General features: G+C 48.9%; 20 protein-coding genes and 1 tRNA gene. 15 read left to right on the top strand and 6 right to left on the bottom strand.

Annotated elements, in window-relative coordinates:
• The first annotated feature begins 15 nt into the window (after window positions 1-15).
• Together AC3ZFK_RS02700 and AC3ZFK_RS02695 are read left to right on the top strand one after the other, a co-directional pair.
• The gene (locus tag AC3ZFK_RS02700) at window positions 16-1,338 is read left to right on the top strand and encodes an FCSD flavin-binding domain-containing protein (RefSeq protein WP_487506557.1); all 1,323 of its coding nucleotides are present in this window, start codon (window positions 16-18) and stop codon (window positions 1,336-1,338) included.
• Between the two features lie 201 nt (window positions 1,339-1,539).
• A complete protein-coding gene (locus AC3ZFK_RS02695; RefSeq protein ID WP_487506556.1) occupies window positions 1,540-2,973 on the top strand; it encodes a formylglycine-generating enzyme family protein in 1,434 nt (477 codons plus the stop codon).
• Window positions 2,974-3,107: 134 nt separating this feature from the next.
• On the opposite strand, the gene AC3ZFK_RS02690 is transcribed toward AC3ZFK_RS02695, so the two are convergent.
• A complete protein-coding gene (locus AC3ZFK_RS02690) occupies window positions 3,108-3,434 on the bottom strand; it encodes a c-type cytochrome (protein WP_487506555.1) in 327 nt (108 codons plus the stop codon).
• A gap of 233 nt (window positions 3,435-3,667) precedes the next feature.
• Between AC3ZFK_RS02690 and AC3ZFK_RS02685 the strand changes: the two genes are divergently transcribed.
• The 3 genes from AC3ZFK_RS02685 to ppc all read left to right on the top strand — a co-directional run bounded on the left by AC3ZFK_RS02685 (window position 3,668) and on the right by ppc (window position 7,472).
• Window positions 3,668-4,024, top strand: coding sequence for a DUF3301 domain-containing protein (locus tag AC3ZFK_RS02685; RefSeq protein WP_487506554.1), 357 nt, complete (start codon window positions 3,668-3,670; stop codon window positions 4,022-4,024).
• Window positions 4,025-4,328: 304 nt separating this feature from the next.
• Entirely contained in the window at window positions 4,329-4,622 is a 294-nt protein-coding gene (locus AC3ZFK_RS02680; RefSeq protein ID WP_487506553.1) for a rhodanese-like domain-containing protein, read from the top strand.
• Window positions 4,623-4,658: 36 nt separating this feature from the next.
• Window positions 4,659-7,472: a phosphoenolpyruvate carboxylase gene (gene ppc / locus AC3ZFK_RS02675; RefSeq protein ID WP_487506552.1), complete on the top strand. Its 2,814-nt coding sequence runs from the start codon at window positions 4,659-4,661 to the stop codon at window positions 7,470-7,472.
• Between the two features lie 11 nt (window positions 7,473-7,483).
• Here the strand turns inward: ppc and panD are convergent, their stop codons facing one another.
• Genes panD through pcnB form a run of 5 tightly spaced genes read right to left on the bottom strand, consistent with a single transcriptional unit; the run spans window position 7,484 to window position 11,430 of the window.
• Window positions 7,484-7,864, bottom strand: coding sequence for an aspartate 1-decarboxylase (gene panD, locus AC3ZFK_RS02670; protein ID WP_487506551.1), 381 nt, complete (start codon window positions 7,862-7,864; stop codon window positions 7,484-7,486).
• Window positions 7,865-7,871: 7 nt separating this feature from the next.
• A complete protein-coding gene (panC, locus tag AC3ZFK_RS02665) occupies window positions 7,872-8,723 on the bottom strand; it encodes a pantoate--beta-alanine ligase (RefSeq protein ID WP_487506550.1) in 852 nt (283 codons plus the stop codon).
• Window positions 8,724-8,735: 12 nt separating this feature from the next.
• On the bottom strand, window positions 8,736-9,560 hold the full coding sequence (gene panB, locus AC3ZFK_RS02660) for a 3-methyl-2-oxobutanoate hydroxymethyltransferase (protein WP_487506549.1): 825 nt from the start codon (window positions 9,558-9,560) through the stop codon (window positions 8,736-8,738).
• On the bottom strand, window positions 9,560-10,054 hold the full coding sequence (folK, locus tag AC3ZFK_RS02655) for a 2-amino-4-hydroxy-6-hydroxymethyldihydropteridine diphosphokinase (protein ID WP_487506548.1): 495 nt from the start codon (window positions 10,052-10,054) through the stop codon (window positions 9,560-9,562). Before folK ends, panB begins: the two co-directional genes overlap by 1 nt.
• Window positions 10,054-11,430, bottom strand: a complete 1,377-nt coding sequence (gene pcnB, locus AC3ZFK_RS02650; protein WP_487506547.1) for a polynucleotide adenylyltransferase PcnB — start codon at window positions 11,428-11,430, stop codon at window positions 10,054-10,056. The genes folK and pcnB overlap by 1 nt, the downstream gene beginning before the upstream one ends.
• Before the next feature lie 66 nt (window positions 11,431-11,496).
• Between pcnB and AC3ZFK_RS02645 the strand changes: the two genes are divergently transcribed.
• From AC3ZFK_RS02645 to sucC, 10 genes are all read left to right on the top strand, one after another.
• Window positions 11,497-11,571, top strand: a tRNA-Glu gene (locus AC3ZFK_RS02645).
• A gap of 97 nt (window positions 11,572-11,668) precedes the next feature.
• On the top strand, window positions 11,669-12,295 hold the full coding sequence (locus AC3ZFK_RS02640; RefSeq protein WP_487506546.1) for a 4Fe-4S dicluster domain-containing protein: 627 nt from the start codon (window positions 11,669-11,671) through the stop codon (window positions 12,293-12,295).
• A 2-nt stretch (window positions 12,296-12,297) separates the two neighbouring features.
• A complete protein-coding gene (locus tag AC3ZFK_RS02635) occupies window positions 12,298-13,935 on the top strand; it encodes an FAD-dependent oxidoreductase (RefSeq protein WP_487506545.1) in 1,638 nt (545 codons plus the stop codon).
• Window positions 13,932-15,191, top strand: a complete 1,260-nt coding sequence (locus AC3ZFK_RS02630) for a complex I 51 kDa subunit family protein (protein ID WP_487506544.1) — start codon at window positions 13,932-13,934, stop codon at window positions 15,189-15,191. Before AC3ZFK_RS02635 ends, AC3ZFK_RS02630 begins: the two co-directional genes overlap by 4 nt.
• A 195-nt stretch (window positions 15,192-15,386) precedes the next feature.
• On the top strand, window positions 15,387-17,273 hold the full coding sequence (locus tag AC3ZFK_RS02625) for a 2-oxoacid:acceptor oxidoreductase subunit alpha (protein WP_487506543.1): 1,887 nt from the start codon (window positions 15,387-15,389) through the stop codon (window positions 17,271-17,273).
• A 2-nt stretch (window positions 17,274-17,275) separates the two neighbouring features.
• The gene (locus tag AC3ZFK_RS02620) at window positions 17,276-18,238 is read left to right on the top strand and encodes a thiamine pyrophosphate-dependent enzyme (protein WP_487506542.1); all 963 of its coding nucleotides are present in this window, start codon (window positions 17,276-17,278) and stop codon (window positions 18,236-18,238) included.
• 18 nt (window positions 18,239-18,256) lie between these two features.
• Entirely contained in the window at window positions 18,257-20,776 is a 2,520-nt protein-coding gene (locus AC3ZFK_RS02615; RefSeq protein WP_487506541.1) for a ferredoxin, read from the top strand.
• Between the two features lie 8 nt (window positions 20,777-20,784).
• Window positions 20,785-21,648 (top strand): RnfABCDGE type electron transport complex subunit B, encoded by an 864-nt coding sequence (locus AC3ZFK_RS02610; RefSeq protein WP_487506540.1) that lies wholly within the window; start codon window positions 20,785-20,787, stop codon window positions 21,646-21,648.
• Window positions 21,632-25,408: a 4Fe-4S binding protein gene (locus tag AC3ZFK_RS02605; protein WP_487506539.1), complete on the top strand. Its 3,777-nt coding sequence runs from the start codon at window positions 21,632-21,634 to the stop codon at window positions 25,406-25,408. Before AC3ZFK_RS02610 ends, AC3ZFK_RS02605 begins: the two co-directional genes overlap by 17 nt.
• Window positions 25,409-25,434: 26 nt before the next feature.
• Entirely contained in the window at window positions 25,435-26,610 is a 1,176-nt protein-coding gene (sucC, locus tag AC3ZFK_RS02600; RefSeq protein ID WP_487506538.1) for an ADP-forming succinate--CoA ligase subunit beta, read from the top strand.
• Window positions 26,611-26,612 lie beyond the last annotated feature (2 nt).

Here is a 26,612-nt window from a genome sequence, read left to right as displayed (position 1 = left end):
GGAGGAGCAAATAAAATGAGTAAATTTAATCGTAGAGATTTTCTGAAGGTTTCTGGTGGAGCAGTTGGTGCTGCAACCATTGCCACTTCTGGGCTATCTTTTGCAAACACCAACCTTGATTCGCGCGGTCGTGTTGTGGTTGTTGGTGGTGGTCTGGGTGGCGCAACTGCAGCAAAATACATTAAGCGTGCCGATGCATCCATTGATGTGACTATCATTGAGCCAAACAAGACCTATTACACCGGCTTTACCAGTAACCTGACCCTGACCGGAATGGTTACCATGGATCAGCTTGGTCACACCTATGAGGGTCTTACTGCAATGGGTATCAAGGTTGTTCATGACTCTGTTACCGAGATTGGTGACAAGGCCGTGAAGACTGCTGGTGGTGGAAGCTACGGCTTTGACCGTTGCGTGGTATCTCCAGGTGTTGACTTCAAGTTTGTTGATGGACACAGTGAAGAGGTTGCCAACAAGTCTGTAACTCACGCATACAAGTCTGGTCATCAGATGAACCTTCTTGGTGAGCAGATTCGTGGCATGAAGGATGGTGGTACTGTTGTAATTGCAGCACCTCGCAACCCATTCCGTTGCCCTCCTGGACCTTACGAGCGTACCAGCCAGATCGCTTCCTACCTCAAGACTCACAATCCAAAATCCAAGATTATTGTCCTTGATCCAAAGGGTAAGTTCTCCAAGTTTGGCCTGTTCCGTGAGGCATGGAATATCCATTATGGATTTGATCCAGCTGCAGACGGTAGCAATGATGGCTCTATCATTGAGTGGAGAAAGATGACTCCTCTGGAAGAGATTGATGCAGCTACAAACACTGCTATCACCGAGGTTGACGAGGTTAAGGGTGACGTTCTTAACGTTATTCCTGACCAGAAGGCTGGCCATGTTGCACATGTAAATGGTCTGGTTGATGGTGACTGGTGTCCTGTAAATCTGCAGACTTTTGAGTCCAAGAAGCGTGCAAACATCCACGTCATTGGTGACTCCAGTGCAGCCAAGGGGCTTCCAAAGTCCGGTTATGCGGCGGCATCTGAAGCGAAGGTAACGGCAGCGGCTATTGTTGCAGCATTGAATGGTAACTCTGCTCCAATCCCGGCCTACACCAACACCTGCTACAGTGTGGTTGCACCAAATGATGCGTTCTCCGTAGCAGCGGTATACCAGTTGGCTGCAGATCACTCGAAGGTCATGAAGGTCTCCGGTGGTCTTACCCCAAGCGGTAAAAACCGTAATCCAGCACATCGCGAACGTGAAGTAGCGTATGCACTGAGCTGGTATGAGAACATTACTACTGATGCATTTAGCGACGGCAAGAAGCTATAAGCTCAGATTAACGTTCTGAAAACAGGCCCTCAGAAGGAGACTTCTGAGGGCTTTTTTATTATGAATCCGTGCGAAAGTAATAGCGACCTCCCACGAGTAGCCGTCTGTGGCCTGGACGACCACAGTCGAGCGACACAGGGATGTGCTTGAGCATGCTGCATGGGTGATATCGCTATTACTTTCGCACGGATTCATACCAACATGGCCAGACTATTATTTGGATTGCTCTTGATCATTAGCAGCACGGCAGAGTCCGGCCGCCAGGGATACGAGGTGGTGACCATGAACAATGGCAACATCTTCCATGGCACTATTGCTCATGAGGCTTTCGCTATTGAGACCAGTTATGGTCTGGTCACAATTCCCTACTCTTTTGTTGCATCACTTACCCCTGGCCAGAAAGGTGGTACTGACCAGATTACAACTCATCCTGGAGAGCGTTTCAGCGGAACAATACAGAGTGACGAATTTACTATTTTACGATTTGATCAACCTGCACTCCCTCTGGACCTGGCAGACATTTCAGAGATTATCTTCTCCAGGAAAACTGTACGTTCCCCACCACCGATACCTGTTGACTCAATCAGTACAGACAATGGAGACCGCTTCACTGCAACCATCTCAACCTCATCAATTCTGCTTGCAGGAGAGGATGGGCTCTCCATAATCCCCATCCAGCAGCTCCATATAATCGATCTTGAGGAGATAGAGGATCAGCTATCAGTTAACATTACCGACAATAATGGCAAGATACGACAAGGGGTAGTTAGAAACTCCTCAATACAGGCTGTGACCCGTTATGGAGACAGGGTTGATATCCCTTCATCACAGCTCTCACTGCTTGCAGTTAATGTCCATCACGGCAGAGCGCCATCTCTGTTTAATTATCGTCAACAACTTAACCCTGCAACCCAGTTTCATGATCTGCTATATCAGGATATTTCTGCTCCAGAGATGATCGCCTTGCGTGGAGGAGACTTTACCAGAGGCTCAAGAAATAAGGATGGTGATAACGATGAGCTCCCTCTTCAACCAATGCGCCTTAGGCCATTTGCCATAGGTCAGTATGAGGTCACTTTTGATGAGTATGATCTCTTCTGCGAGGTAACCGGTCATGATAAACCAGATGATAGCGGCTGGGGACGTGGTAACCGACCGGTTGTAAATGTGTCATGGAACGATGCAACTGCCTATACCGAGTGGCTTGCAACCAAAACACGCCAGCCATATCGCCTTCCATCTGATGCTGAGTGGGAGTATGCCGCGCGTGGTGGGACAGAAACCGTGTTCTGGTGGGGTGATCAAGCGCCAACCACGGAGTCCAATTGTGATGGCTGTGGCAGCATATGGGATGGTGAGCGTACCGCACCTGTAGGGCGCTTCAGGCCAAACCTGTTTGGACTGCATGATACTGCCGGTAATGTATTCGAGATTGTTGCTGACTGTTGGTCTGACACCTATTCTGATGCCCCCATTGATGGCTCACCATATCTCAAGGGTGGCTGTGGAAAACGGGTTATCCGTGGTGGGGCATGGAGCTTTCCTCCACACGAGGTACGTTCCGCCAACCGCTGGCGCGACTTCCCAAGCAGAAAAAGTGATGATACCGGTTTTCGTGTTGCTCGCGATCTGTAGCCAGGGAACCTCTAAAAAAGCTTAATGGATTCATACTACTCTACTCCCAACAACAGAAGTACAGGTGGGTGATGACGGCTGGATACCACCTCTCCAGATATATCTTATCTGGAGAGGTTATGAAGAAACTATTCTTATTTTGACTGTGCCACCATGTAGTCAACCACAGCCTTCAGTGCATCATCACTCAGGCCTGTTCCACCACGCGGCATCATCAGTGGGTTTGTTGGAGAGCCATTGATTGCGGTTGCATAGAGTGCATCCATACCTTTGGCAATACGTGGTGCCCAGGCAGTCTTGTCACCCACACCAGGAGCACCTACTGCGGCTGCAGTTGCAGGGCTGTGACAGGCAAAACATCCAGCGGCATAATCACCGGCAGCATCCGCAGATACATTTGTTGAGACTATTATTGCAGTGACTGCACTCAATGCCACCAGTAGACTATTTCTGCTCTTCATATTTTCTTCCTTAAACGTGTTATGTTATTGAATGACTCGCTAGGTTACTCAATTATTCCAAACTAGTCCATATTTAATAGATCACTTCATTGCGTGGCATACGGGATATAGGCGTACCCCCGTTGCTGCAAGGAGACCAGCTCAAGAATCCCAAAGATTGATCCGGAGCATACCATTTTATTCCTGTAGCTCTGCAAAATTCAGCCCTGCGAATATGGTAAAGTCGTCATTCCATGCGAGACCTGATTGAGACCCTTTTGCTTGTTGGTATCCCCCTCTCCGCCATTTTCTTCTGGTCGGACAGCATGCGTGCGCGTGAACGAGCCATTACGGTTTGTCGCCTGACCTGTAAAAATTATGGTGCACAACTCCTTGATCAGACTGTATCACTCCGACGCATTCGCCTACGCAGAGACAGTAGTGGCCGTATCCGTTTTTACCGCACCTACAGCTTTGATTACAGCTATGATGGAACAGACCGCTTTCAGGGAACCATGACCATGCTTGGGCCATATTCTGATCTAATTCATATTGATCCACCTCAGGATCCAACTATTGTACCTCCACCGGAAAATATCGTAACTCTTTAATATTATGGGAAAAATACTTGCATTATTGGCTCTGGCTCTTGTTATTGGCATCATGATTGCTCTACGTAGAAATCGAAAGTTGGAGAAAGATTCCCAGAATAAGCATTGAAGGGATTTGTTGAATATGGTACAATGCGCGCAGTATTAATTTAACAACAGTCACCACATTCTATTCACAAAAAAGAGAATAGATTCCGCCACTTATACCAAAAATAGCGGTCTTGAACCCCAATAATCACGGGGTCATAATTTAGATGGCTTGCATAGTTATCCTGGTGACAAATGGATAAAAAAGGAAACAATTATGTTTTCACAGAACATAAGCTGCGAAGATGCGCAGCGGATGATAAAAGATGAGGATGGGCAACTGGTAGATGTTCGCAGTCCGATGGAGTACGCACAAGGATGCCTTCCTGATGCGGTAAATGTCCCACTGCAATCAATTCAGGTGGCCGAGGAGATGCTCGATAAAGAGCGTCCAATAGTCCTCTATTGCGTTACCGGAGCCCGCACCCGTATGGCAAAAACATACCTGGAATCTATGGGCTTCGATAATGTTCATGATCTTGGTTCATTCAGGAACTATATGAGCTGCTAATTGCACTCTACCGGTGAATATGTCATTCTGAAAGGGATGAAGAAACTTACCCAACCCAGAGACCAGATTCTCCGTAGCAGAGTAAAACTGCTCGGCACACTCCTTGGCAATGTGCTTAAAAACCAGGCTGGTGAGGATATTTTTGATGCTGTAGAGACGCTGAGAAAGGGTTTTATAGCTCTCAGAAAAAAGGAGAATAGCCGAAAACGTGCCCGACTGATGCAGCTGATAGAACAGCTGGACCCAGATCAGCTCACCCATGTTATCAGGGCATTCAGCATCTACTTCAGCCTGATAAACCAGACTGAAGAGGAGTTTCAGCACCTGCAACGTCGCAAACAACTACTTACCGACAAGCAGTTGTGGAGAGGATCATTTGATGCAACCCTCCACAGTTTTGTGGATGATGGAATTGACAAAGAAGATCTGCAATCCCTGTTAAACAGTCTGGCCTACATGCCGGTCATGACAGCCCATCCCACCGAGGCGCGTCGCAGAACAATCATGGAGGGTCTGCGCCGGGTTTTTGAGTATGAAGAGAAGCTGGATGACCCTCGTCTGAGCCGCTCTGAAAAAGATGAGATTATTCGTGACCTGGAGGGACAGATACAGATACTCTGGAATACAGACGAGATTCGTACACGCAAACCAACTGTAGAGGATGAGATCAACCAGGGGCTCTACTATTACCAGAAATCTCTATTCAAGTCCGTCCCCAGACTCTATCGTAATCTGGAACGACACATCCGCAAGATATATCTTGATGGCGCTCCTACCATGGAGGGAGTTGAGGTGCCATCATTTCTCCGCTTTGGCTCATGGATTGGTGGAGATCGTGATGGCAACCCATATGTTACGCCTCAAACCACTGAAACCGCTGTACGTATCTATGCAAAAACCATTCTTGAGGAGTATATAGGTCGTGTTGACTCACTCATCCATGTGCTCACACACTCCAGTAAGCTATCAGATCTGCCACAGCCATTTATTGACCAGGTTTCCCGGGATGAAAAATTCTGCCAATCAATCGATTGTGGCCAGATAGAGCGCTTTGATAATGAACCATATCGGCGTCGCCTCTTTGTTATTCAACACCGTCTCTCACTAAATCTGGAGATCCTGAATCGCCGCATCTTCGGCAATAACGTGGACAATCGTATTCCTGGCTATGACTCCATTGATGAGTTCCGCCAAGATCTAGGGTTGATATACGATGCCCTGGTACATCAGGGAGATCTACGTACTGCCAGAGGAGACCTGCAGGATCTAATCAGGCTTGTCGAGACCTTTGGCTTCCACCTTCTCCATCTTGATATACGCCAGGAATCGACACGCCATACCGATGCTATTGCAGATATGCTAACCAGCAATGAAACCGGCATCGACTATAACAGCCTTGATGAATCTGAACGAATTGAGCTGCTTGCCAAGGCAATAGAGCAGGATCGGCCCTTCACTCTACAGAAAAATCTACTGCAGACAGAAACCCTGGAGACTCTAGAGATATTCGATGTTATCTATCGTATGCGTGAGGAACTTGGTGATGAATCATTTGGCCACTATGTGATCTCCATGACTCATGAGGCAAGCCATCTGCTAGAGGTGCTATTGCTTGCCCGCCAGGCAGGGTTGGTTGGGCGTGATATTGGTGGACGCTTCTGCCATCTCCAGGTGACCCCACTATTTGAAACCATTGATGACCTTGACAGACTGAAACCGGTACTGAGCAGACTATTCAAAAACCAGACATACAGAGAGTTGCTCACTCTATCAGGCAATCTCCAGGAGGTGATGCTGGGCTACTCTGATTCATCGAAGGATGGGGGTATCGCATCCTCATCATGGCATCTGTACAAGGCTCAACAACAGGTTGTAAAACTGACGAAGCAGTACAAGATAGAGTGTCGCCTGTTCCACGGTCGTGGCGGTACCATTGGGCGTGGTGGCGGCCCTACCCATGATGCAATTCTTTCACAACCAGCCGGAACTGTTCATGGCCAAATCAAGTTTACCGAACAAGGAGAGGTGCTCTATTACAAGTATGCCAATGAGGAGACTGCACTCTACGAACTGACCATGGGCGTTACTGGACTTATGAAAGCAACCACATGCATCATACGCAAAAGTGAATCCGAACACCCAGAGCATCGCAAGGTAATGGAGAGGCTAAGCAAGCTTGGGGAAAAGAGTTATCGCAATCTGATAGATGATACGCCCGGACTACTGGACTACTTCTATGAAGCAACACCAGTCATGGAGATCGGACTCCTTAACCTGGGATCTCGTCCATCACATCGTTCCAAGGGTAATCGTTCCAAGAGCTCCATTCGTGCCATCCCCTGGGTATTTGGCTGGGCCCAATCCAGACACACTCTCCCAGCATGGTATGGCATAGGCAGCGCCCTGGAAAAGTGGCGCGATAACAAGCCTGAAAGGTTAAAACAGCTTAGGCAGATGGCCAGACAATGGCCCTACTTCAGCGCCCTCTTGGGTAATACACAGATGGCCCTGTTCAAGGGAGATATGGACATAGCGGAAGAGTATTCCATGCTGGCAGAGGACAAAGAGAGCGCACAAAAGATCTTCAGCATGATCAGAGACGAACATGCCAAAACATGTCAGCAGCTCCTGGAGATTACCGAACAGGAGAGCATGCTTGAGGATATACCATCTCTCGCACTCTCTCTTATGCGCCGCAACCCCTATCTGGACCCACTTAACCACATCCAGATTATTCTGCACCAGAGATTTATCTCATCTCCAGATATAGAGAGAGAGGATGATCAATGGATGCAGCCGCTGTTAAGAACCATTAATGCCATATCCAATGGGATGAGGAATACTGGCTAGAGAATATAGTACTAGGCGGCCTGTACAGGAATGGTATGGGCGGTTCTCTCAATACGGTTATCACCGCTGAGGTAGATCAGTCTGGGCTTGAAATTTTTTGCCTCTGCCTGATCCAGTGCCGTGTAAGCACAGATAATCACACGATCTCCAGGGTTTGCCTTGTGTGCTGCCGCACCATTAACCGAGATCACACCAGAACGATGCTCTGCACGAATAGCATAGGTTACAAAACGTTCGCCATTATCGATATTGTAGATATGTATCTGCTCGTACTCCATTATTCCGGAGGCATCAAGCAGGCTTCCATCAATCGCACATGAGCCCTCATACTCCAATTCAGAGTGGGTAACCGTTGCACGATGCAGTTTTGTCTTGAGCATATTGATTTGCATCGGCATATTATCTCAGATTAAGGGGTAAATTATCAATTAATCGGGTTGCCCCCATCTTTGCTGCAGCCAAAACAGTCAGGTTTTTGCTGCCATTTTTGACGCTGTGCAACCCTGAATCCAGAATTGAGAAGTAGTCAACCAGGAACCCGGCCTGCCGAAGTTTTTCTATCGCCTCCAGCTCAATCACGGGGTAATCCTCTCTACCTGCCTCAAGCTGATCTCCAGCCCACTGTAGTGTACGGTATATTTCGGGGGCCCTCTCTCTCTCCTCCGCATCAAGATAACCATTCCTGGAGCTCATGGCCAAACCATCATCTTCACGAAAAGTTGGAACCCCGATAACCTCAACAGGAAGGTTAAGATCTGCAACCAGTTGGCGAATAACCAGTAACTGCTGGTAATCCTTCTGCCCAAAAAGCGCTACATCAGGCTGCACAATGTTTAATAACTTGGTAACTACTGTAGCTACCCCGGCAAAATGTCCTGGACGAGAGCGGCCGCAGAGCTGTTCGGATATCCCTGCAACCTCAACAGTTGTAGCTGGTGAACGGTCTCCAGCTGGATACATCTCTCCATCTGATGGAACAAAGAGAATTGAGGTATCAATATTCTCAAGCTTCTCTCGGTCTTGCTGCATGGTCCGGGGATAATTATCAAAATCCTCACCCTCTCCAAACTGGGCAGGATTAACATAGATGGATACAACTACCACAGCTGCATTTCTCTTTGCCTCTTTCACCAACTCCAGGTGTCCTTCATGCAGGTTACCCATGGTTGGTACAAAGGCGATTGACTCGCCCATGCAGCGCAATCCGGCAAGATGCTCTCTTAATGACTCAATTTGACTAAACTCTTCCACCCCACAACCGCCCTACTGAAATGTATGCTCAACAGCCGGGAACTTGCCCCCTCTAACCTCTGCAACATAATTGGAAAGTGCCTCCGAAACAGCACCGCCATCTTCCATGAAGTTTTTCACAAACTGTGGAACTCTGCCCATAGTAATTCCCAGCATGTCGTACAGCACCAACACCTGGCCATCACACTCAACCCCTGCCCCAATCCCAATAACCGGAATCTCAAGCGCCGCCGTAATCTCCTGAGCCAGAACCACCGGGACACACTCCAGCACCAGCATTGAGGCTCCTGCCTGCTCTAGCGCGTGAGCATCGGCAATCATCTGCTGGGCAACATCACTCTCTCTGCCCTGAACACGATATCCGCCCAAACGGTGAACAGACTGTGGCTGCAATCCCAGATGAGCACAAACAGGAATATTTCTACTCACCAAAAGTGACACCGTTTCAACCTGATCTTCTCCACCCTCCAGTTTTACCATCTGTGCCCCTGTCTCTTTCATAAGGCGACCACCATTCTCCAGAGCCAGCTCTGGCGTGGCGTAACTCATAAAGGGCATATCAACCAGCAGTAACGCTCTCTTCAGGCCATGACCAACCATCCTGGCGTGATAAATCATCTCGTCAACAGTCACTGGAATTGTGGTCTCTCTGCCCTGAATTACCATCCCCAGAGAGTCCCCTACCAAAACCAGGTCAACTCCCGCCTTATCAATCTGTTGAGCAAAACTATAGTCATATGCCGTAAGTGAGGTGATTTTTTCTTTATTAGCCTTCATCTCCATTAATGTAGAGACTGTTACACGACCATGCCCACTGTTTGTGGTTGAACTACTCATCAATCTATCCCTCTTATTTCTATTTTTGTCATCTCACCACAATCACACTGTTGCAACAACTCTCCAACCATCCCCTCCCCGGGAACATTCAGCTCAGCACCTGCAATCTCAGCCAGAGGAACCAGTACAAATGGCCTCTCTGCAACTCCTGGATGAGGAATCTGCAATCTCTCGTCATCCACAACATCTTGTCCATAGAGCAAAATATCAAGATCAATTGTACGCTCCCCCCAACGCCTTTCTCTGTTACGCCCTTGTTGATGCTCTATCTTTTGTAGCTGATCCAGAAGTTGTGATGGTCCCAGTGTTGTATCTATCTCTGCAACTGCATTCAGGTAGTCCGGCTGATCCTGTGGTCCCATCGGTGGATTTATATAAAGTGAAGAGATGGCAACAAGAGTGGTTTGATCCATATTCTCCAACGCAAGCAGCGCACTATCTATCTGCTTGTCTGGACTATCCAGGTTACTTCCCAGCCCAACATATGCCTTCATCAGTTGCTGGTCTGAGCCGGCTTCTTGCTGCGTCTACGCCGCTTTTTTCTGGGCTTACCGCTACCCGGAGCCTCGTTGATCATGCTCTCTCGCTCCTTCGTACCAACTTTCTGGAAGTCAGTCCACCAGTTGGCCAGTTCGCTATCAACCTCACCAACCTCGGATCTGAGCAACAGAAAATCATAAGCAGCACGAAAGCGGGGGTGATCCATAAAACGGTATGGCTGCCTGCCTTTACGACGCTGAAAACGGGTCTGCAGTTCCCATATCTCCTGGGCCATTATGGCGAACCTTTTTGGCATTGATAGAGTTTTTCTTTGTTCCCTCAATGCATTACGCCCTGCATGGTGCAGGCGTACATTTTCTGGCAATCTGGCACCACTTTCTGGGTGTCTCTCATCAGATCTGTCTGCAATCTGTCGCACCTCCTCCCAGAGAAGTGCTGCAATCAGAAATGCCGGGGTAATTGGTTTGTTCTCTGCAACACGACGATCCGTATTCTCCAGTGCCTTGATCAGAAAGGCATGAGGAAACCCCTCTTGCTGATCCAATACCCTGTCAGTAAGCGGAAAGAGGTAGCGAAACAGATCATAGTGACGCAGTCGTTCAAAGGTCTCCAGCGCCTGCCCTGACTGGAACATCTTGAGAAACTCCTCATATAGTCGCGCCTGGGGGATCTGCTCCAACAGATTTCCCAGCTTGAAAATTGGTTGCTCAGTCTTTTTCTCAATCTGAAAACCAAGCTTTACTGCAAAACGGACTGCCCGCAACATTCTTACAGGATCTTCATGATAGCGTTGCGCTGGATCACCAATCATCCTGATCTGTCCACGTTCCAGATCTCTTACTCCACCGGTATAATCCACCACCGAAAAATCGGCAATATTGTAATAGAGCGCATTGATTGTGAAGTCTCTACGCCAGGCATCCTCTTCCAGAGTTCCGTAGAGGTTATCTCGCAGAATCATGCCCTGTTCACTCTGTTTCGCGTTACTCACTGAACCATCCTGTCCCGAACGGAAGGTGGCAACCTCGATTATCTCCCTCCCAAAATGGACATGAGCCAGACGAAAACGGCGACCAATCAGACGACAGTTACGAAATAGTGCCTTGATCTCCTCTGGAGTTGCATCTGTTGCTACATCGAAATCCTTGGGCTCACGCTCCAGCATCAAATCTCTAACTCCACCCCCAACCAGATAAGCTCCATATCCACCTTTGTGTATTCTATTTAGAACCTTGACCGCATTACGGCTCATCTGCCCACGTGAGACCGGATGCTCCGAACGAGAAAATATAGTCGCATCGACAGATGGTCGCCCTTTTTCAGAAGAGAACATGCGTTTTATCCATCCTGAGCCTTTTATTAATTTCATATTGCGTATTGTACTTGTTTTATCTCTCTGGCAGAATACGCCACCGGTCACATAGACCAAAAAAATGCTCTCTTCGTCTAGCGGTTAGGACGCTGGCCTCTCACGCCGGTAACAGGGGTTCGATTCCCCTAGGGAGTACCAACAACAAGGCCGATTCTTGTTCTATAGACCTGCTCTACAGAGATAAGAATCGGTTTTTTATGTTATATTCGTTTGTTTTCAATACATAAAATCCTGCATGAGCGATACCCAAACAAAAGTCCATGTCACCATTAACGGCAAACAGATCCATGTCTCCTCGACACTATCTGTAATCCAGGCACTGTGGAAAGCAGGATATCCCCGCGTCCAGGGGGTTGGCTGTCTCGAGGGTGTATGTGGATCCTGCCGGGTATTGGTGCGTCGCGCAGAAACTGACGAGATAAGCATGGAGATGGGGTGCCAGACCCTGGTTGAGGATGGTATGGAGGTAATGTTTCTGGTCTTTCCGTCACCATCCCAGCATAGCTACAGTCTGGAACAGATACAAAATTCATGGGAGGTCCAGACCGAGTTCCACAAGATTTTTCCTGAAGCACAACAGTGCCGCAATTGTCACGGTTGTACAACATCATGCCCCAAGGATATTGATGTTGAGAAGGGGGTTGAGCTTGCGGTAAAGGGGCGTTTTAAAGAGGCCGGAGACCTGTTTATTGAGTGTGTTATGTGTGATCTCTGCATGACCGGATGTCCTGAACAGATTGCTCCAAACCATGTTGGCCTGTTTGCTCGACGTGTGACCGCATACTTTCACTCTCGCCCCTCCAACCTGATTAATCGCCTTGAAAAGATCCGTACTGGCGCCCTACAGGTGATCAAGGAGTAATTATGGATAAGGTCAATAACGAGGCAATATCCTATCAGAAGGCAGTCGCCAACTATCGCATCAAACAGGAGCGGCCTCTGCCAATACCTGAAATTGATAGTGAAAAACTGTTAAACAGTTTTCACCCAGACTATATCGAAGAGTGCCTAACTACACTAAAGGTTGGAGCCAACAAGGGAGACCCTTGCCACAAACAGCTTGCCGATACACTGCAGTCAGACTCAAGAATCAGTGAAGCTGATTTGGCAGGAGCCGCGACTGTAGAGACAGATGTACTGGTTATTGGTGGTGGTGGTGCAGGATGTGCTGCCGCACTGATTGCACAACAACAGGGGGCCAGAGTAATCCTGGCTACAAAACTGCGTCTTGGGGATAGCAACACAGTAATGGCAGAGGGCGGTATTCAAGCCTCCATCAACAAGGATGATTCGCCCCAATTCCACTATAACGACACCATGAGTGCCGGCCATCAGAAATCTGATCCTGACCTTGTATCTCAACTGGTGCTGGATGGACCTGATGTTATTCGCTGGCTTATCCAGCAGGGCATGCAGTTTGATCTGGATGAGTTTGGTGACCTGCTTACCAGGCGTGCTGGTGGTACCTCAGCGGAACGCATATGTTTCTATCGTGACTACACTGGCCTGGAGATGATGCGAGTACTACGTGAATCTGTCCATAACAGCAACATTGATGTGTGGGACTACAGTCCAACAGTGGAGCTACTAGGGGATGATCAGGGTGGCTGCTCTGGAGCTGTTATCTCTTCACTGAAAAATCGAAAATATATCCAGATAAGCGCAAAGGCAGTTATTGTCGCAACTGGCGGCATTGGAAGAATGCACCTTAATGGTTTTCCAACATCAAACCATTTCGGTGCAACTGGTGATGGCCTGGTACTCTCCTATCGCATGGGAGCGCAACTGCGTGATCTTGACTCTTTTCAGTACCATCCAACTGGTCTTGCATACCCCTTCCACCTTGCAGGCAGCCTTATAACTGAAGGAGTTCGCTCCTGTGGAACCTATCTGTTAAACGGGAATGGAGAACGCTTTGTTGATGAGCTCTCCGCTCGAGATATTGTTGCTGCCGCCGTTATTCGTGAATGTCGTGAAGGTCGAGGCATAATTACAGAGGATGGCCATCAGGGAATCTGGCTGGACACCCCAGGGCTGGAGGCCAGGCAACCCGGGGTTCTGCAGAAGAGGTTTCCCAAGCTAATGCACCTGGGAGAGAAAGCCGAAATCAACCCGGCTGAAACACCACTACTTATATACCCTACCCTCCACTATCAGAACGGTGGTGTAGTAATTAATGAAGATTGTGAAACCTCAGTGCCAGGACTCTTCTCTACTGGTGAGGTAACCGGTGGAATTCACGGAAGAAATCGTCTTATGGGAAATGCTCTTCTTGAGATTATCAGCTTTGGGCGTAAGGCAGGAGCTGCCGCCGCCAAAAAAAGAAAAGACAAACGCAGCAGTCAACTATCTATTGAGCACCTAAATACACTCCGTAGAGAGCTGACCAACGCAGAACTCTCTATGGATCTACAGGGACCAATACTCTTTCCTGAATATGCAAAATTTGATCTGGACTCAGATTATGTTGGTCTGCACCGTAACCGAAGGCAGAGCTCATGAGTGACTTATCAAAACTGAATCAGGTACTACTTCATCCTGATCGTCGCTTCGGTGCTGATCTCGATACCTGGCTGGTTGATATTGGTGGTGACGGTCTGGAGAAAGCAATACTGAATCCGGAACATATTCTACCAACCATTCGTGAAGCAAAGTTACTGGGGCTCGGTGGTAGCGGGTTCCCAACCCATATCAAGTGGGAATTTGTAGCGAATGAACCGAGTGACCAGGACAAATATCTCATCTGTAACGGAAATGAAGATGAGCCGGGAACATTCAAAGACCGAATCCTGCTTCAGGAGACCCCTCATCAGGTTATTGAAGGGGCAATTATTACCGCACTGGCCACTGGCACAAACCAGATTGTCTTCTATATAAATCCTGAACAGGAAGGTTCGCTTGAGGCGATGAAAGAGGCCACAAACCAGTGGAGTGAAACCGACTATGTAAACCAGGTCTCCAACATCCTTGGACGCCCTCTTGAGTTTTATATTGTTGCCAGCTCTGGTCACTATATTGGTGGTGAAGAGACTGCGGCAATTGAGTCTATTGAGGGCAAATTTCCATTTCCACGTGGCAAGCCACCATATCCTGCTAAAGCAGGACTATTTGGACTCCCTACACTGATTAATAATGTAGAGACCATGGCCAACGTCTCTCATATTATTCGCAATGGTGCAGAGTGGTTTATAAACCAGGGAGAGGGAGACTCGCACGGCACAAAGATCTTCTCCCTGAGTGGTGATGTACTACGTCCCGGAGCTTATGAACTCCCGATGGGTACTCCCCTGTCTGACCTGATCCATATCCATGGTGGAGGCATGTTGCTGGACAGAAAACTCAAGGCAGTCTTTACCGGTGGCCCCTCCAACACAATCTTGACACCAAAGGATCTGGATGTCCCGCTGGACTTTGACTCGGTGCAGGAGAGACGATCCAGCCTGGGTACAGGGGCAATGATCGTAATCTCAGAGGGGACAGGAGTTGTACGCCGGGTGACAGAATATGTCTCGTTCTTTGCAAACTCATCCTGTGGGCAGTGTCCTTCATGCAAAACAGGAACATTTTATGCGTCTCAACTGCTCTCGCGAATTGACAGCGGAAATGGAACCCGTGCCGATCTTGACACATTGATTAATCTAACCCGCATCCTCCCGGGAAGTGGCCGTTGCCATCTTTTGGACGGGGCAATAAAACTGCTTGATAGCTCTCTCTACCATTTTATGGATGAATATGAGCAACCACTGAGACACAGCTAAACAAACCTAAACTTCGGCGAAATCTAGGTAAAAAACCGGTAATCGTCGGTTATTTTCTCCAAAAACCACAATACACACATAGCTTATATAGTCATTTCAGCTTGATTCCACACCCTGTTTCATGAGATGATTAGCGGCTATTGCCACCGACCTGTCAAGGTCAACAAAAGAAAAAGCTCTGCGAGGAAATCGTTCGTGCAACCAACTAGCATCAAAGAAAATATTGTAGAAATTGTAAGCGACTCTGGAGAAGGAGCCCAAAAATGTGGGCAGACCTTCGGAAATATAAGTGCCAAAATGAACAATGGAGTCTGGACGGTAGAAATTATCCCTGCCGAGATCCAGCCACCTGCGCGCACCCCATCTGGAGCCAGTGGTATTCGTATCCGCTTTGGCTCTAAATATATGACCAATGTCGGCAATGAGGGTGACCTGGTTGTCGCCTTCAATGAACAGGTTCTCTACTCCAGAATAGCCAATGGTGCCTACAAAAAAGGCACTATTGTTCTGTTGGATAATCGCTGGGAAAGTGATGCTTCCACAGAAATTCAGGAGATGTATAGAAAGGCCGTTGTCGAATTCCGTGAGCATGGGCTGGTTGTCCATGAGCTACCGATCCACGAGGCCTGTCTGGAGGTAGTCAAAGACCCCCGCAAAGGGAAAAACATGTTTGTCCTCGGCATGCTCTGCCGAATCTATAACCGCGACAAAGAGATGAGCCGAAACGAGATTGCCATCACCTTTGCCGGCAAGAAAAACGCGATCATCACCAGCAATCAAAACCTGTTTGATGCTGGTTACGCCTTTGCAGAGAAGCATGTTGGCGACTATTTCTTTGATATTCCTCCAGCAGAAGAGATGGGCAGTCAGAAAATGGTTGTCACTAACGGGAATACTGCAATTGGTTTGGGGGTGATGGCCTCTGGAATGGAGTTAGTCTCCATGTACCCCATTACTCCGGCAACCTCTGCCTCACACTATCTGGCAGATGTTTACCCGGCAGCTGGAGGCTTCGTTCATCAGGCAGAGGATGAGATTGCGGCAATAGCATTTGCAATTGGTGCCTCCTACGCTGGCAAAACAGCCTGCACAATTACCTCAGGTCCAGGTATGGCACTGAAGACCGAGAACATTGCTCTGGCAGTAATGGCAGAGATCCCGCTGGTGATTGTAGATGTTCAGCGTGGCGGGCCATCTACTGGTCTCCCCACCAAAATTGAGCAGGGAGACCTCCTCTCATCCCTTTATGGCATGCCTGGAGATGCGCCCAAGATTATACTTGCTGCCGCCACCATTGCTGAGTGTTTTAGTATGGTAGTGCTGGCCCGCAAACTGGCTGAAACCTTCCGCACCCCAGTAATCGTCTTGACAGATGCAAATCTGGCAACCGGGGTACAGCCTTGGGTACGTCCGGAATTGAGCCGTGACATGCTGGCACCACCACTGGATCAATCAGAATGGAACCCGGATGTTCCAGCCTATGACTGGGATGAAAAAACCGGGCTCTCACAACGCCCAATCCCGGGAATGCCCAGGGGTGAATATGTACTGACAGGCCTCTCTCACACCAAACAGAGCAAGGTATCCTATGAGTCGACCGAGAACCAGCACAGCACAAGCATGCGTAGTCGCAAACTGGCCACCTTGCAAAGCACCCTGACTCCTCCAGAAATACACGGTGACGAGAGTGGAGACCTGTTAGTTGTTGGCTGGGGTTCTACCTATGGCGCAATCAACGAGGCAATTGATAATCTTCGTGAAAAAGGGAGCAAGGTCTCCTCAATACACCTACGATTCCTCTCTCCATTGGAGCCTGGACTAAAAGAGATTTTCTCTAGATTCAAAAAGGTAATTACGGTAGAGGTCAACTACAGTGACGACCCCAAGGCACCGATGATTACCGATGAGAACCGTCGCTACGCACAGCTGGCTAGCATACTACGTATTCAGACTCTGGTTGATGTGGACTGCTGGTCAGTGGTCTATGGACACCCCCTGCAACCGGAACTTATTGAGAACGCCATTCAGGAACGGTTGGATCAGGTTACTGACAACCGATCCTCACAGGACAAAGGAGAATAACGATGTTTGGAATCAAGGCAGATTGGTCCCTCGATATTCAGGAGCGTTACTTCACCCTGGATGATTATGAAGGAAATGAGGCACGCTGGTGCTCCGGATGTGGTGACCATGCAGTACTGGCAACAGCTCATCGCATCCTGCGTGATGCTCAGCTACCACCGGAAAAATCAGTTTTTGTCTCCGGAATCGGCTGCTCAAGCCGGATGCCACACTATATGGCAACTTATGGACTCCATGGGCTCCATGGTCGCGCCCTCCCTCTGGCCTGCGGGGTAAAATCTCGACGCCCAGATCTTGATGTATGGGTAGCTACCGGAGATGGTGACTGTTTCTCTATTGGTACAGCTCACTGGATTCATGCCGTGCGTTATAACATGGATATGACAGTGCTTGTCTTTGACAACCAGATCTATGGATTGACCAAAAAGCAGACCTCTCCAACCACCCCAATCGAGTTCAAGACCAGCACTCATCCGCAGGGAGCATCTCTGGATATGCTCAACCCCAATACAGTTACTCTGGGAATCACCAACGCATCATTTGTTGCGCAGGTTGTGGACTGGAACCCTCCCCTGCTGCACGAGACTCTGAAGGCGGCACACAAACACAAGGGGACAAGTTTTGTCAGAATCATTCAGCGTTGCCCGGTCTTTGTAGACTCCATTACCAAGGAGCTTCAGGAGGATGCCTCCAGACTGCGTCTACTGACCCATGAAAACGGGATCCCCGTCGCCAAGGGAATTGAAAAGCTCTTTCCTGAAACCATGGAACATGACCCTGCAGATATGGCTGAAGCTCTTCAAATTGCACGTGACGAGACCGAGAAGGGAATCATTCCTGTTGGTCTCCTCTATCAGAATAGTAACATCCCTTGCTACAGTGACCTCTCTAGCGTCGGCCACGATGCTACGGATGAAATAAAGATTGCTGCAACCAATGACGCCCTGGATGCGTTTGCGATCTAAAGAGGAATATTCAACCCAATGAGTAGTGCACATTCACTTCCCATACTGAACTCTACGCAATCAGAGCCAGAATCAGAGACCAAAACTCTAAGGACTCTTCACCACTTTCACCTTGGAGACCCTAGTGTAGAACGTGAGACCAGACAGATTGGCAGTGATTATCTTCCTGCACTGCTTGGTCCATTTCGTGATGTCTCAAAGATTAGTTATGACTATCCATTGGTTCTCTTCTCCAGAGAGTCCCGCCAGAGCAGTCAATATGCACTACCTCTCTCCACATTTCTCCAGGAGTCTGTAGCAGAATTTGCCCCCGGCGAGAATGGTGCACGAATACTTAAAGATAACCTGGGTTGGCTGGAACATGCAATTCGAGGTGAGCTGGAAGGGCATGATGGGCCACTCCAGCTCTTCCCGGCAGTAAACCGTTCTGTTGAAGCACTGTTACAGCACCTCTCTCTATCTGGTGACAACCAGAAGGCGGTCGAGAATGATCTTGAGCAACTTAAGGGTTTCTTCAGTGAAGCGGATCAACTCCTCCCATACGATCGCTATACCGCAATTCATCTAATGATTCATCTGGTCCATGGACGCTCTGAAGAGCGCTGGGACCAGTTTGAGATTGAGCTCCAGGATTTACGCCGCCAACTCAATCAGATTCTTGATATCGAGCAGCGCAAATCAGGTGAAGCAATGGGCGCCTCTGCACTACAGAAAAGTGTTGGCAGCAATGCCAATCGCTTTAATTCCGAGGCCCTCTCTTCAGTGCTTCCCCAGAATAGTGGCACAGTCACCATGTCTGAGGCGCGCAAGGATAGAATCACTCATGCAGCAGAGATCATAAACCAGTTCCAGCGAGATCCTGTTCAGGTACGCTTTATCCATACTGGCGACTTCTCTGGTCCATGGGCTGATCATCCCAACCACTTTGAGACTACAGTTGATGCAGACCCTTGTCACAAGGCGACATCCATATTCGACAGTGAGGCAAATGAGCTTGCCGAGCTCTTTACTGCATGCAGAATTGCCCGCCTGGAGATTGACAACAGTTATGATGCAACTGTTCATGACCCCTGGTTTGCCAACTTTAACTGGGAGGCTTTTTCAAAGGAGGAACTCTTACTTGTTCCAGCAACGGTTGCTTTAGAGCCGGCAAATCGATTGGCCCGTGAGGGGCTTAGCTCCTTCTCTCAGCTACTGGGCTCCGGACGACCCATTCAGATCCTGACTCGAGTCAAGGGTCATAGTAATCCTGCTGCTAGTGAAGAAGAGTCCCCATTCCATGATTTCCGTCTGGAACTAGGGTATATAGCAACAGCACATCGTCAATGCTACGTGGCCCAAACCTCTGCTGCTCGCTATCAACATTTGATGAGCAGCTTCCTGGAGGCAACCGAGATTCCCCACACTGGAGTCCACCTGATTAATACCGGGGTTCAGATTACCAGTAATCTGCAGGAAGATGATCCTCACATGATCGATCCATCAATCCAGAAGAGCAGAAAACAGTTCCTGATGGATCCATGGATGGTGGCCAGTGCTGCCCTGGAGGGGCGTGTTCACCCCTTCTTCCGGATGAATCCAGAACTGGGGGATACCTTTGCCGAGCGGATGAATTTTAGTGTCAATCCGCAGCCTGAAAAGGATTGGGCCATCCATCCGTTCAGCTATCAAAATGAGAATGGTGAGGTGACTCATACGGAATTCGCCTTCACCTTTGCCGACTATGCACTGCTGGTACCTAAACTCAGAAACCATTTTCGCCTTATTCCTGGTAATTTTGAGTCCGAGGCTCTAACTCCAATTGCTGAGTATCTGCAACAATCCGAGGAAAACAGCTTCTCTCTAGTACCATTCGTCTGGACTATCAACAAGGATAACCTGCTCCACAGAGCTGTTGTATCCCGAGAACTGGTGCTTGCGTGCAAGGATAGGCTCAACTACTGGCATACCCTGCAGGAGCTCTCTGGAGTACGTAATCCACACGCAGACCAGGCTGTCAATGAGGCTAACCTGTTGATGGAGGCAAAACAGAACAGCATTATCAGTGAGCTTCAGCAGAGTCACGCCGAGGAGATTAGTCAACTACAGGCCGATGCAACAGCAACGGTGATGAGTAAACTGGCTAAGGTGCTGATGGGAATGAACCTCGAACAGAATATCGTTGCCGGCGCTGGATCTACTGCAACTACTGCAACTACTACAGAGACAGAAGAGCAAGACTCCGAACCAACCGAGGAGGCTGTCGAAGAGATGGCTTCAGAGGAGGAGCCTGTTATCGAGATCTCTGAAGACCCATGGATCGAATCCATTCTCTGCACAACATGCAATGATTGCACCAATATGAATCCACAAATGTTTGTCTACAACGATGATAAACAGGCATACATAGCTGACCCCAATGCTGGAACCTATGCGGAACTGGTTGAAGCGGCAGAAATATGTCCATCCCGCTGTATCCACCCTGGAATGCCACTCAATAGCAGTGAACCTGATCTGGATGAGCTGATCGAGAGAGCAGCCCCATTCAACCAGGGATAGGAGCAGCCTTGAACAGTCTGCTAGCATCTCCAGCTATAATGATGGGAATAGGACTCTTTTTCGGGGTAATTCTTGCTGTTGCCTATCGTCTGCTAAAGGTAGACGAAGACCCCAGAATTGATGAGACAGAAGAGATGCTACCTGGCACCAACTGTGGTGCATGTGGTGTTCCTGGATGCCGTGCTTTTGCTGAAGAACTCATCAAAGGCAGTGTGGAACCAAGCCAATGTACGGTTGCCCCCAAGGATGAGATCGAGGAAATTGCCGAATTCCTGGGAGTTGATGCTGGCTCACAGATAAAACGGGTTGCCCGTCTTCATTGTGCTGGTGGCAAAGAGGAGGCCTGGCAGATTGCAGAGTACCAGGGATTTGATAGCTGCCGCGCTGCTGCTGTAGTCTCTGGAGGTGGCAAAGGGTGTTCATGGGGATGTCTGGGACTGGCAGACTGCGAGATCGCATGTGATTTTGATGCCATTCACATGAATGCCAATGGTCTCCCGGTTGTGGATCTGGATAAATGTACAGCCTGTGAGGATTGTGTAGTTGCATGTCCAAAGGATCTTTTCAAGATTCACCCGATTAATGAACACCTCCTGGTTCAATGCAGTGCCCCACTGGAGGGGGATGCGATTCTCTCACTATGTGGTACCGCCTGTGATGGCTGTGGACGTTGTGCAACAGATGCCAATCCTGGCTTGATAGAGATGGTGGATGGCCTGCCTGTTGTAGATTACAGTAGCATGGTGGAAGAGACACCAGAGGCCACCTATCGCTGCCCCACTGAAGCCATTATATGGATAGATGGTGGACAGTTTGACCGCAAAAACAGAAACCTGACCGAGGGTCAAAAACGTTATGCCCAGCTTCGCTGAAATCGCAAACCGCATCTACCGCAAAGTCATCGGAGCAGATAACACTCTGCAAACAGACAGTCACGGTATTACCACAACGCTAAATGGTAGTGTTGCGGTAGCTACAGTTGAGAGCATTCTATCGGAGGCTGCCGCATGTGGTGAGGCCTTCCCTCCTGAGAAAGGTTCCATTGCATGGCGTAACGAACAGCAGCGTCAACAGGTTAATCTTTTTGGAAAGCCACTCCTTAACATAGAGAGCGGAAGTGCTCGTGGTGCACTATCTGCGGCCATGGGGCTTGCGATGGCTGGCAAACGGGCCTCCTGCAGTCTATGGTCAAGTGACCTTGCCAATGCACAGGATCTTGTCAGACGTGCAGTTGGTCACCACTTGCCACTGGTTATCCATGCCACCAGCAAGGCACTTCCCCTGAATGGCGAAAGCCATGAAGATAGTGATGAAGGTATTCATCAACTCAGAGATAGTGGAGCATTTATTCTCTATGCACAGAATGTACAAGAGGCCATTGATTTCACCCTGATTGCCAGAGCAGTTGCTGAGAAGGCACTTGTTCCAGGTATAGTAATAATGGATGGTCACGAAACCGCGTCATCACCACAACAGATTGAACTGCCATCTCCAGAACTTATCGAAAACCTGGTTGGCAACTATGCTGATTCAATTCCGGTTGCAGAGCCAGCCCAGCAACTTGTATTTGGAGAAGAGCGCCGCCGGGTGCCAAATTGGTACAGTCTGGATAATCCAACACTACAGGGAAGCTATCGAGACCCATACAGTTTTGGGCTTGGCACCATCTCTCACACCAAGTTCTTTGGAGCACTGGTTCAGGAAATTTTGCAGGATACCTTCACCGGTTTCGCTCAACTAACAGGTAGAAATTACAGTGCTGTCACCTACCTCGGCAAGAAGAGAGCTAAAAAGATTATTGTTTGCTATGGATCAATAACAGGTCGTTGTAATAACATCTCCAACCAACTTAAAGAGATTGCTGTAGCTAGTATTCATCTGCTTGCACCATTTCCTGCCAAAACACTACATGAGACTCTACAGAACTGTAGTGAGGCTATAATCCTTGATCGCAGTGAATCACTGCTTGATGAAAAGCCTCAGTTGTATAGAGAAGTTTTGCCTCTGCTCTCACATAACTGTAAGGCAAACTCCGTCATCTATGGAGTTGGAGGACTTCCTGTTCACGACTCTGATCTGGTGGCAGCGTTTAAGGCTCCTCACCATGATGACGCTATAAGGGTTGGAGTTACCCCACTACCCAACAACAGCAATCCAAAACAGCAGGTCCTAACTGACCTGCTGGAGAGGAATTATCCTGAACTGGGGGAACTTGGCATTACTGGAGGGAGAGAGAACAACAGCCACCCCTCCACACCATCCAACTCACAGCATACCCCTATGGCAGTACGCCACCTGGGATCTGATCAAGATAGCGGATACCAGAACCTGTCACGATTCTGGGATCAGACCGGAGTTCTCTACCGGGACGGGATGGAGAGTAACCAGGGTATTGATCCATTCGCTGCAGTTGGTCACATTCCTCCGCTAACCTCAACATTTATCACTACTGGCTGCAACACTCTGCCTCTTCTCAATCCGGAGCAGTGCACAGGATGTGGCAAGTGTTGGAGTAACTGTCCTGACAGTGCAATTGTAGCTGTCTCCCTCTCTCCCACCCAACTTCTGGAGGCAGGTATAAAGATGGGAGGAGCAGATGCACTGCGCCCCCACCTATCCAAACTCGCCAAACAGATGAGCCTCACCATCAACAGCGGTGAAGCTAAAGAGCTTTTAGAAAAAAGCTGGGATGAGTTAATGACACACTCCCCCCTCCCGGATGAACGCAGAACCAGTGCGGAAGATGCCATATCACAGCTTGCATCCAACATTGGTGAGCTCCCTCTCATCCATACAGAACCTCTTTTCCACCACCCGGAACGGCTAAAAGCACAATCCGGGGAGCTGCTATCAATTGTAGTCAACCCTGACAGCTGCAAGGGATGTGGAATCTGTGCCGAACTTTGTAAAACAGAATCAGATACGCCTGCACTCACTATGCAGGAACAGAGTGATGAAGAGCTGGACCACGCCTATAAGAGCTGGAGAGTATGGGAGCAACTTCCAGACAGTAGCTCAACAACCATTATTGATTATGGTGCTCGTCCGGAAATCAGCACACTCAATGCAACCATGCTCTCTCGCCATGCATCTATGGCAATGGCTGGTGGTGACTCTGCAGAACCAGGTTCTGGTGAGAAAATTGCTATCAGACAACTGTTGGGGATAACCGAATATCATCAACAGCCAATGGTACACAGACTTCTGGAGAATATTGATGAGACTCATCAAAAGCTACTCTCCGGAATCCGGGAAAAACTGGCAGTAGCCTCTCATGCCGATGATCTCTCCTCGCTGGCAGAAGGTCTTGAGAGCGTATCCAGCAGGCAAATTGATCTGAGTGCATTGGCAGAAAAGACTGCCAATATTGAAAGTGATGGTGTAAATGCGGAAGAGCTGAAAGAGTGGATAAATCTGGCTGAGAGAATCCGCACAGAGAGAGAAAGGATTGCAAGCGGAGAACACTCTCTGGGACGCTCCCGCTATAGCATGGTATTTGCTCCTGGAACTGCAGCAGCCTGGGCGGGAACCTTTCCATCCAACCCATTCCAGGTCCCTGTAGTTATTGGATCTGCAGGAGAGGTCGGTGCCCTTGCATCCGGCCTGATAGAGGGTCAACTGGAACAGGCCACAGAGATTCATCGCATTTTGCGCAAAGCAAAACTACTACTGAAGAATGGCTCTCTTGCAGAACGCAAGGCCACAGAACAGCTTGTCTGGGGGGATTTAAGCAGAGATGAACTACAGCAATCGCCTCCTCTATTGCTAATTGGCAATGACACCACGCTGGGTGCAGAATCTGCAGGGGAACTTATCTGGTTACTTAACAGCAGACTCCCCATAAAGGTTATTGTGCTGGCAGAAATGGATCTTGGGTTTAGTGACACCCACTCCGATGCCCGCTCGGAGCTTGCTCTGACTGCCCTCTCCCAACGCAATGCTTACGTTGCACAGAGCTCAATCGCCGCCCCTGACCATCTAAATAGAGTGGTACGTGAATCACTGCGTCATTCTGGACCTGCCCTGCTAAGAATTTATGTGCCCAGCCCACAACGCCATGGATTTAATCCCGAGGCGACAATCAGACAGGCTGAATTGGCCCTCAACGGACATGCCACTCCTCTATTTAGCTACAACCCGACTGCTGACGGAGTCTTTGGAACACGCATTAGCCTGGAAGGAAATCCAACCGAGAGCAGATCAATTGCAGAGTGGGCAATCAGCGAAGAACGTTTCTCGGGACAGTTCACCAGCCTCTCCAATGGACAGAAGAGCAAAGCTGTAGAGCTTGAGGAGTGGCTCAAGCTTGATACCAGGGCCCAGAACAACAAGATTCCTGTTTTCGAAGAACATGCAATCAATCCCGGTTTTGCCAGTCGTCTGGGGCAACTGCTTGAGCAGTGGCAGATGCTCCAGGAGCTCGCCGGAATCGTTACTCCGTTTACTGAACAGGTTAAGAGAGAGGCAGAGAGCAATATCTCTGCCGACCATCAAAGAGAGATTGATGAACTGAACAGAGAGCACCAAGAGGAGCTCCAGACACTAAGAAACCGGCTGGAGTCCGAGATTACCCAACGCATAACTGATCAACTGGTTGCACTAACTGACAGCCAGTCTGATCCAGACCAATAAATTAGCAATTACAAGGAACGTAATTAATGAACCTTCACGAATATCAATCCAAAGAGCTTTTTGAACAGGTTGGGATCCCCGTACCTGCTGGAGTAACCATCGAACGTCTTGGTGAGGTAGCGCAGGCTGCCAACGATATTGGTGGCGAGGCCTGGGTTGCCAAGGCGCAAGTCCATGCTGGTGGGCGCGGCAAGGCTGGAGGCGTAAAAATAGCAAAGAGCATTGATGAACTTTCTACCTTCAGTGATGAGATGCTGGGTAGCACCCTAACCACCCCTCAGACCCATGGTCGTGGCCTGCCTATCCAGAAGGTATTAATTGAACAGACACTGGATATCAGTAGAGAGTTATACCTTGGCGCACTGGTTGATCGCGATCGCGAACAGATTGTCTATATGGTATCTGCGGCTGGTGGAATGGATATCGAACAGGTTGCTGCCGAAACTCCCGAGAAGATACTTACAGTACATGCCCATAGTGCTGCTGGTCTGCAGCCATACCAATGCCGCCAACTGGCATTTGGGCTGGAGCTGGAGGGCAAACAGATTGGGATGTTGACCAAAATTGTTAGCGGTCTGCACCGTCTATTTACTCACAACGACTTTAGTCTGGTAGAGATTAACCCTCTTATAGTAACTGGTGATGGAGATCTTCTGGCGCTTGATGCCAAGATCAACCTGGATGATAACGCTCTCTATCGCCACCCGAAACTACAGGAACTACATGATCCGTCACAGGAAGATAGGACTGAACTCGAAGCAAGCAAACACGACCTGAACTATATAACTCTGGACGGCAATATTGGCTGCATGGTCAATGGTGCCGGTCTCGCTATGGCTACAATGGATCTGATCAAGCTCCATGGCGGAGACCCTGCAAACTTTCTTGATGTCGGTGGCGGTACAACTGCAGAACGGGTAGCCGCTGCATTCAAGCTGATCCTCAGTGACGCCAAGGTAGAGGCCATTCTGGTAAATATCTTCGGTGGCATCGTGCGCTGTGATCTGATTGCCGAGGGAATAATCTCGGCTGTGAAGGAGGTTGGTATAGAGATCCCGGTAATTGTTCGTCTGGAGGGAACCAACGCTCCGCAAGGGATGGATCTCCTGAAAAACAGTGGACTCAACATTGATGTTGAAGAGACCCTTACAGGGGCTGCCAAGAAGGCAGTCTCTTCAACCAATAGCCAGGAGGGAGAGTAGAG

The sequence above is a fragment of the Candidatus Thiopontia autotrophica genome (assembly GCF_982804495.1).
This window is presented reverse-complemented; position numbering and strand designations above follow the sequence as displayed.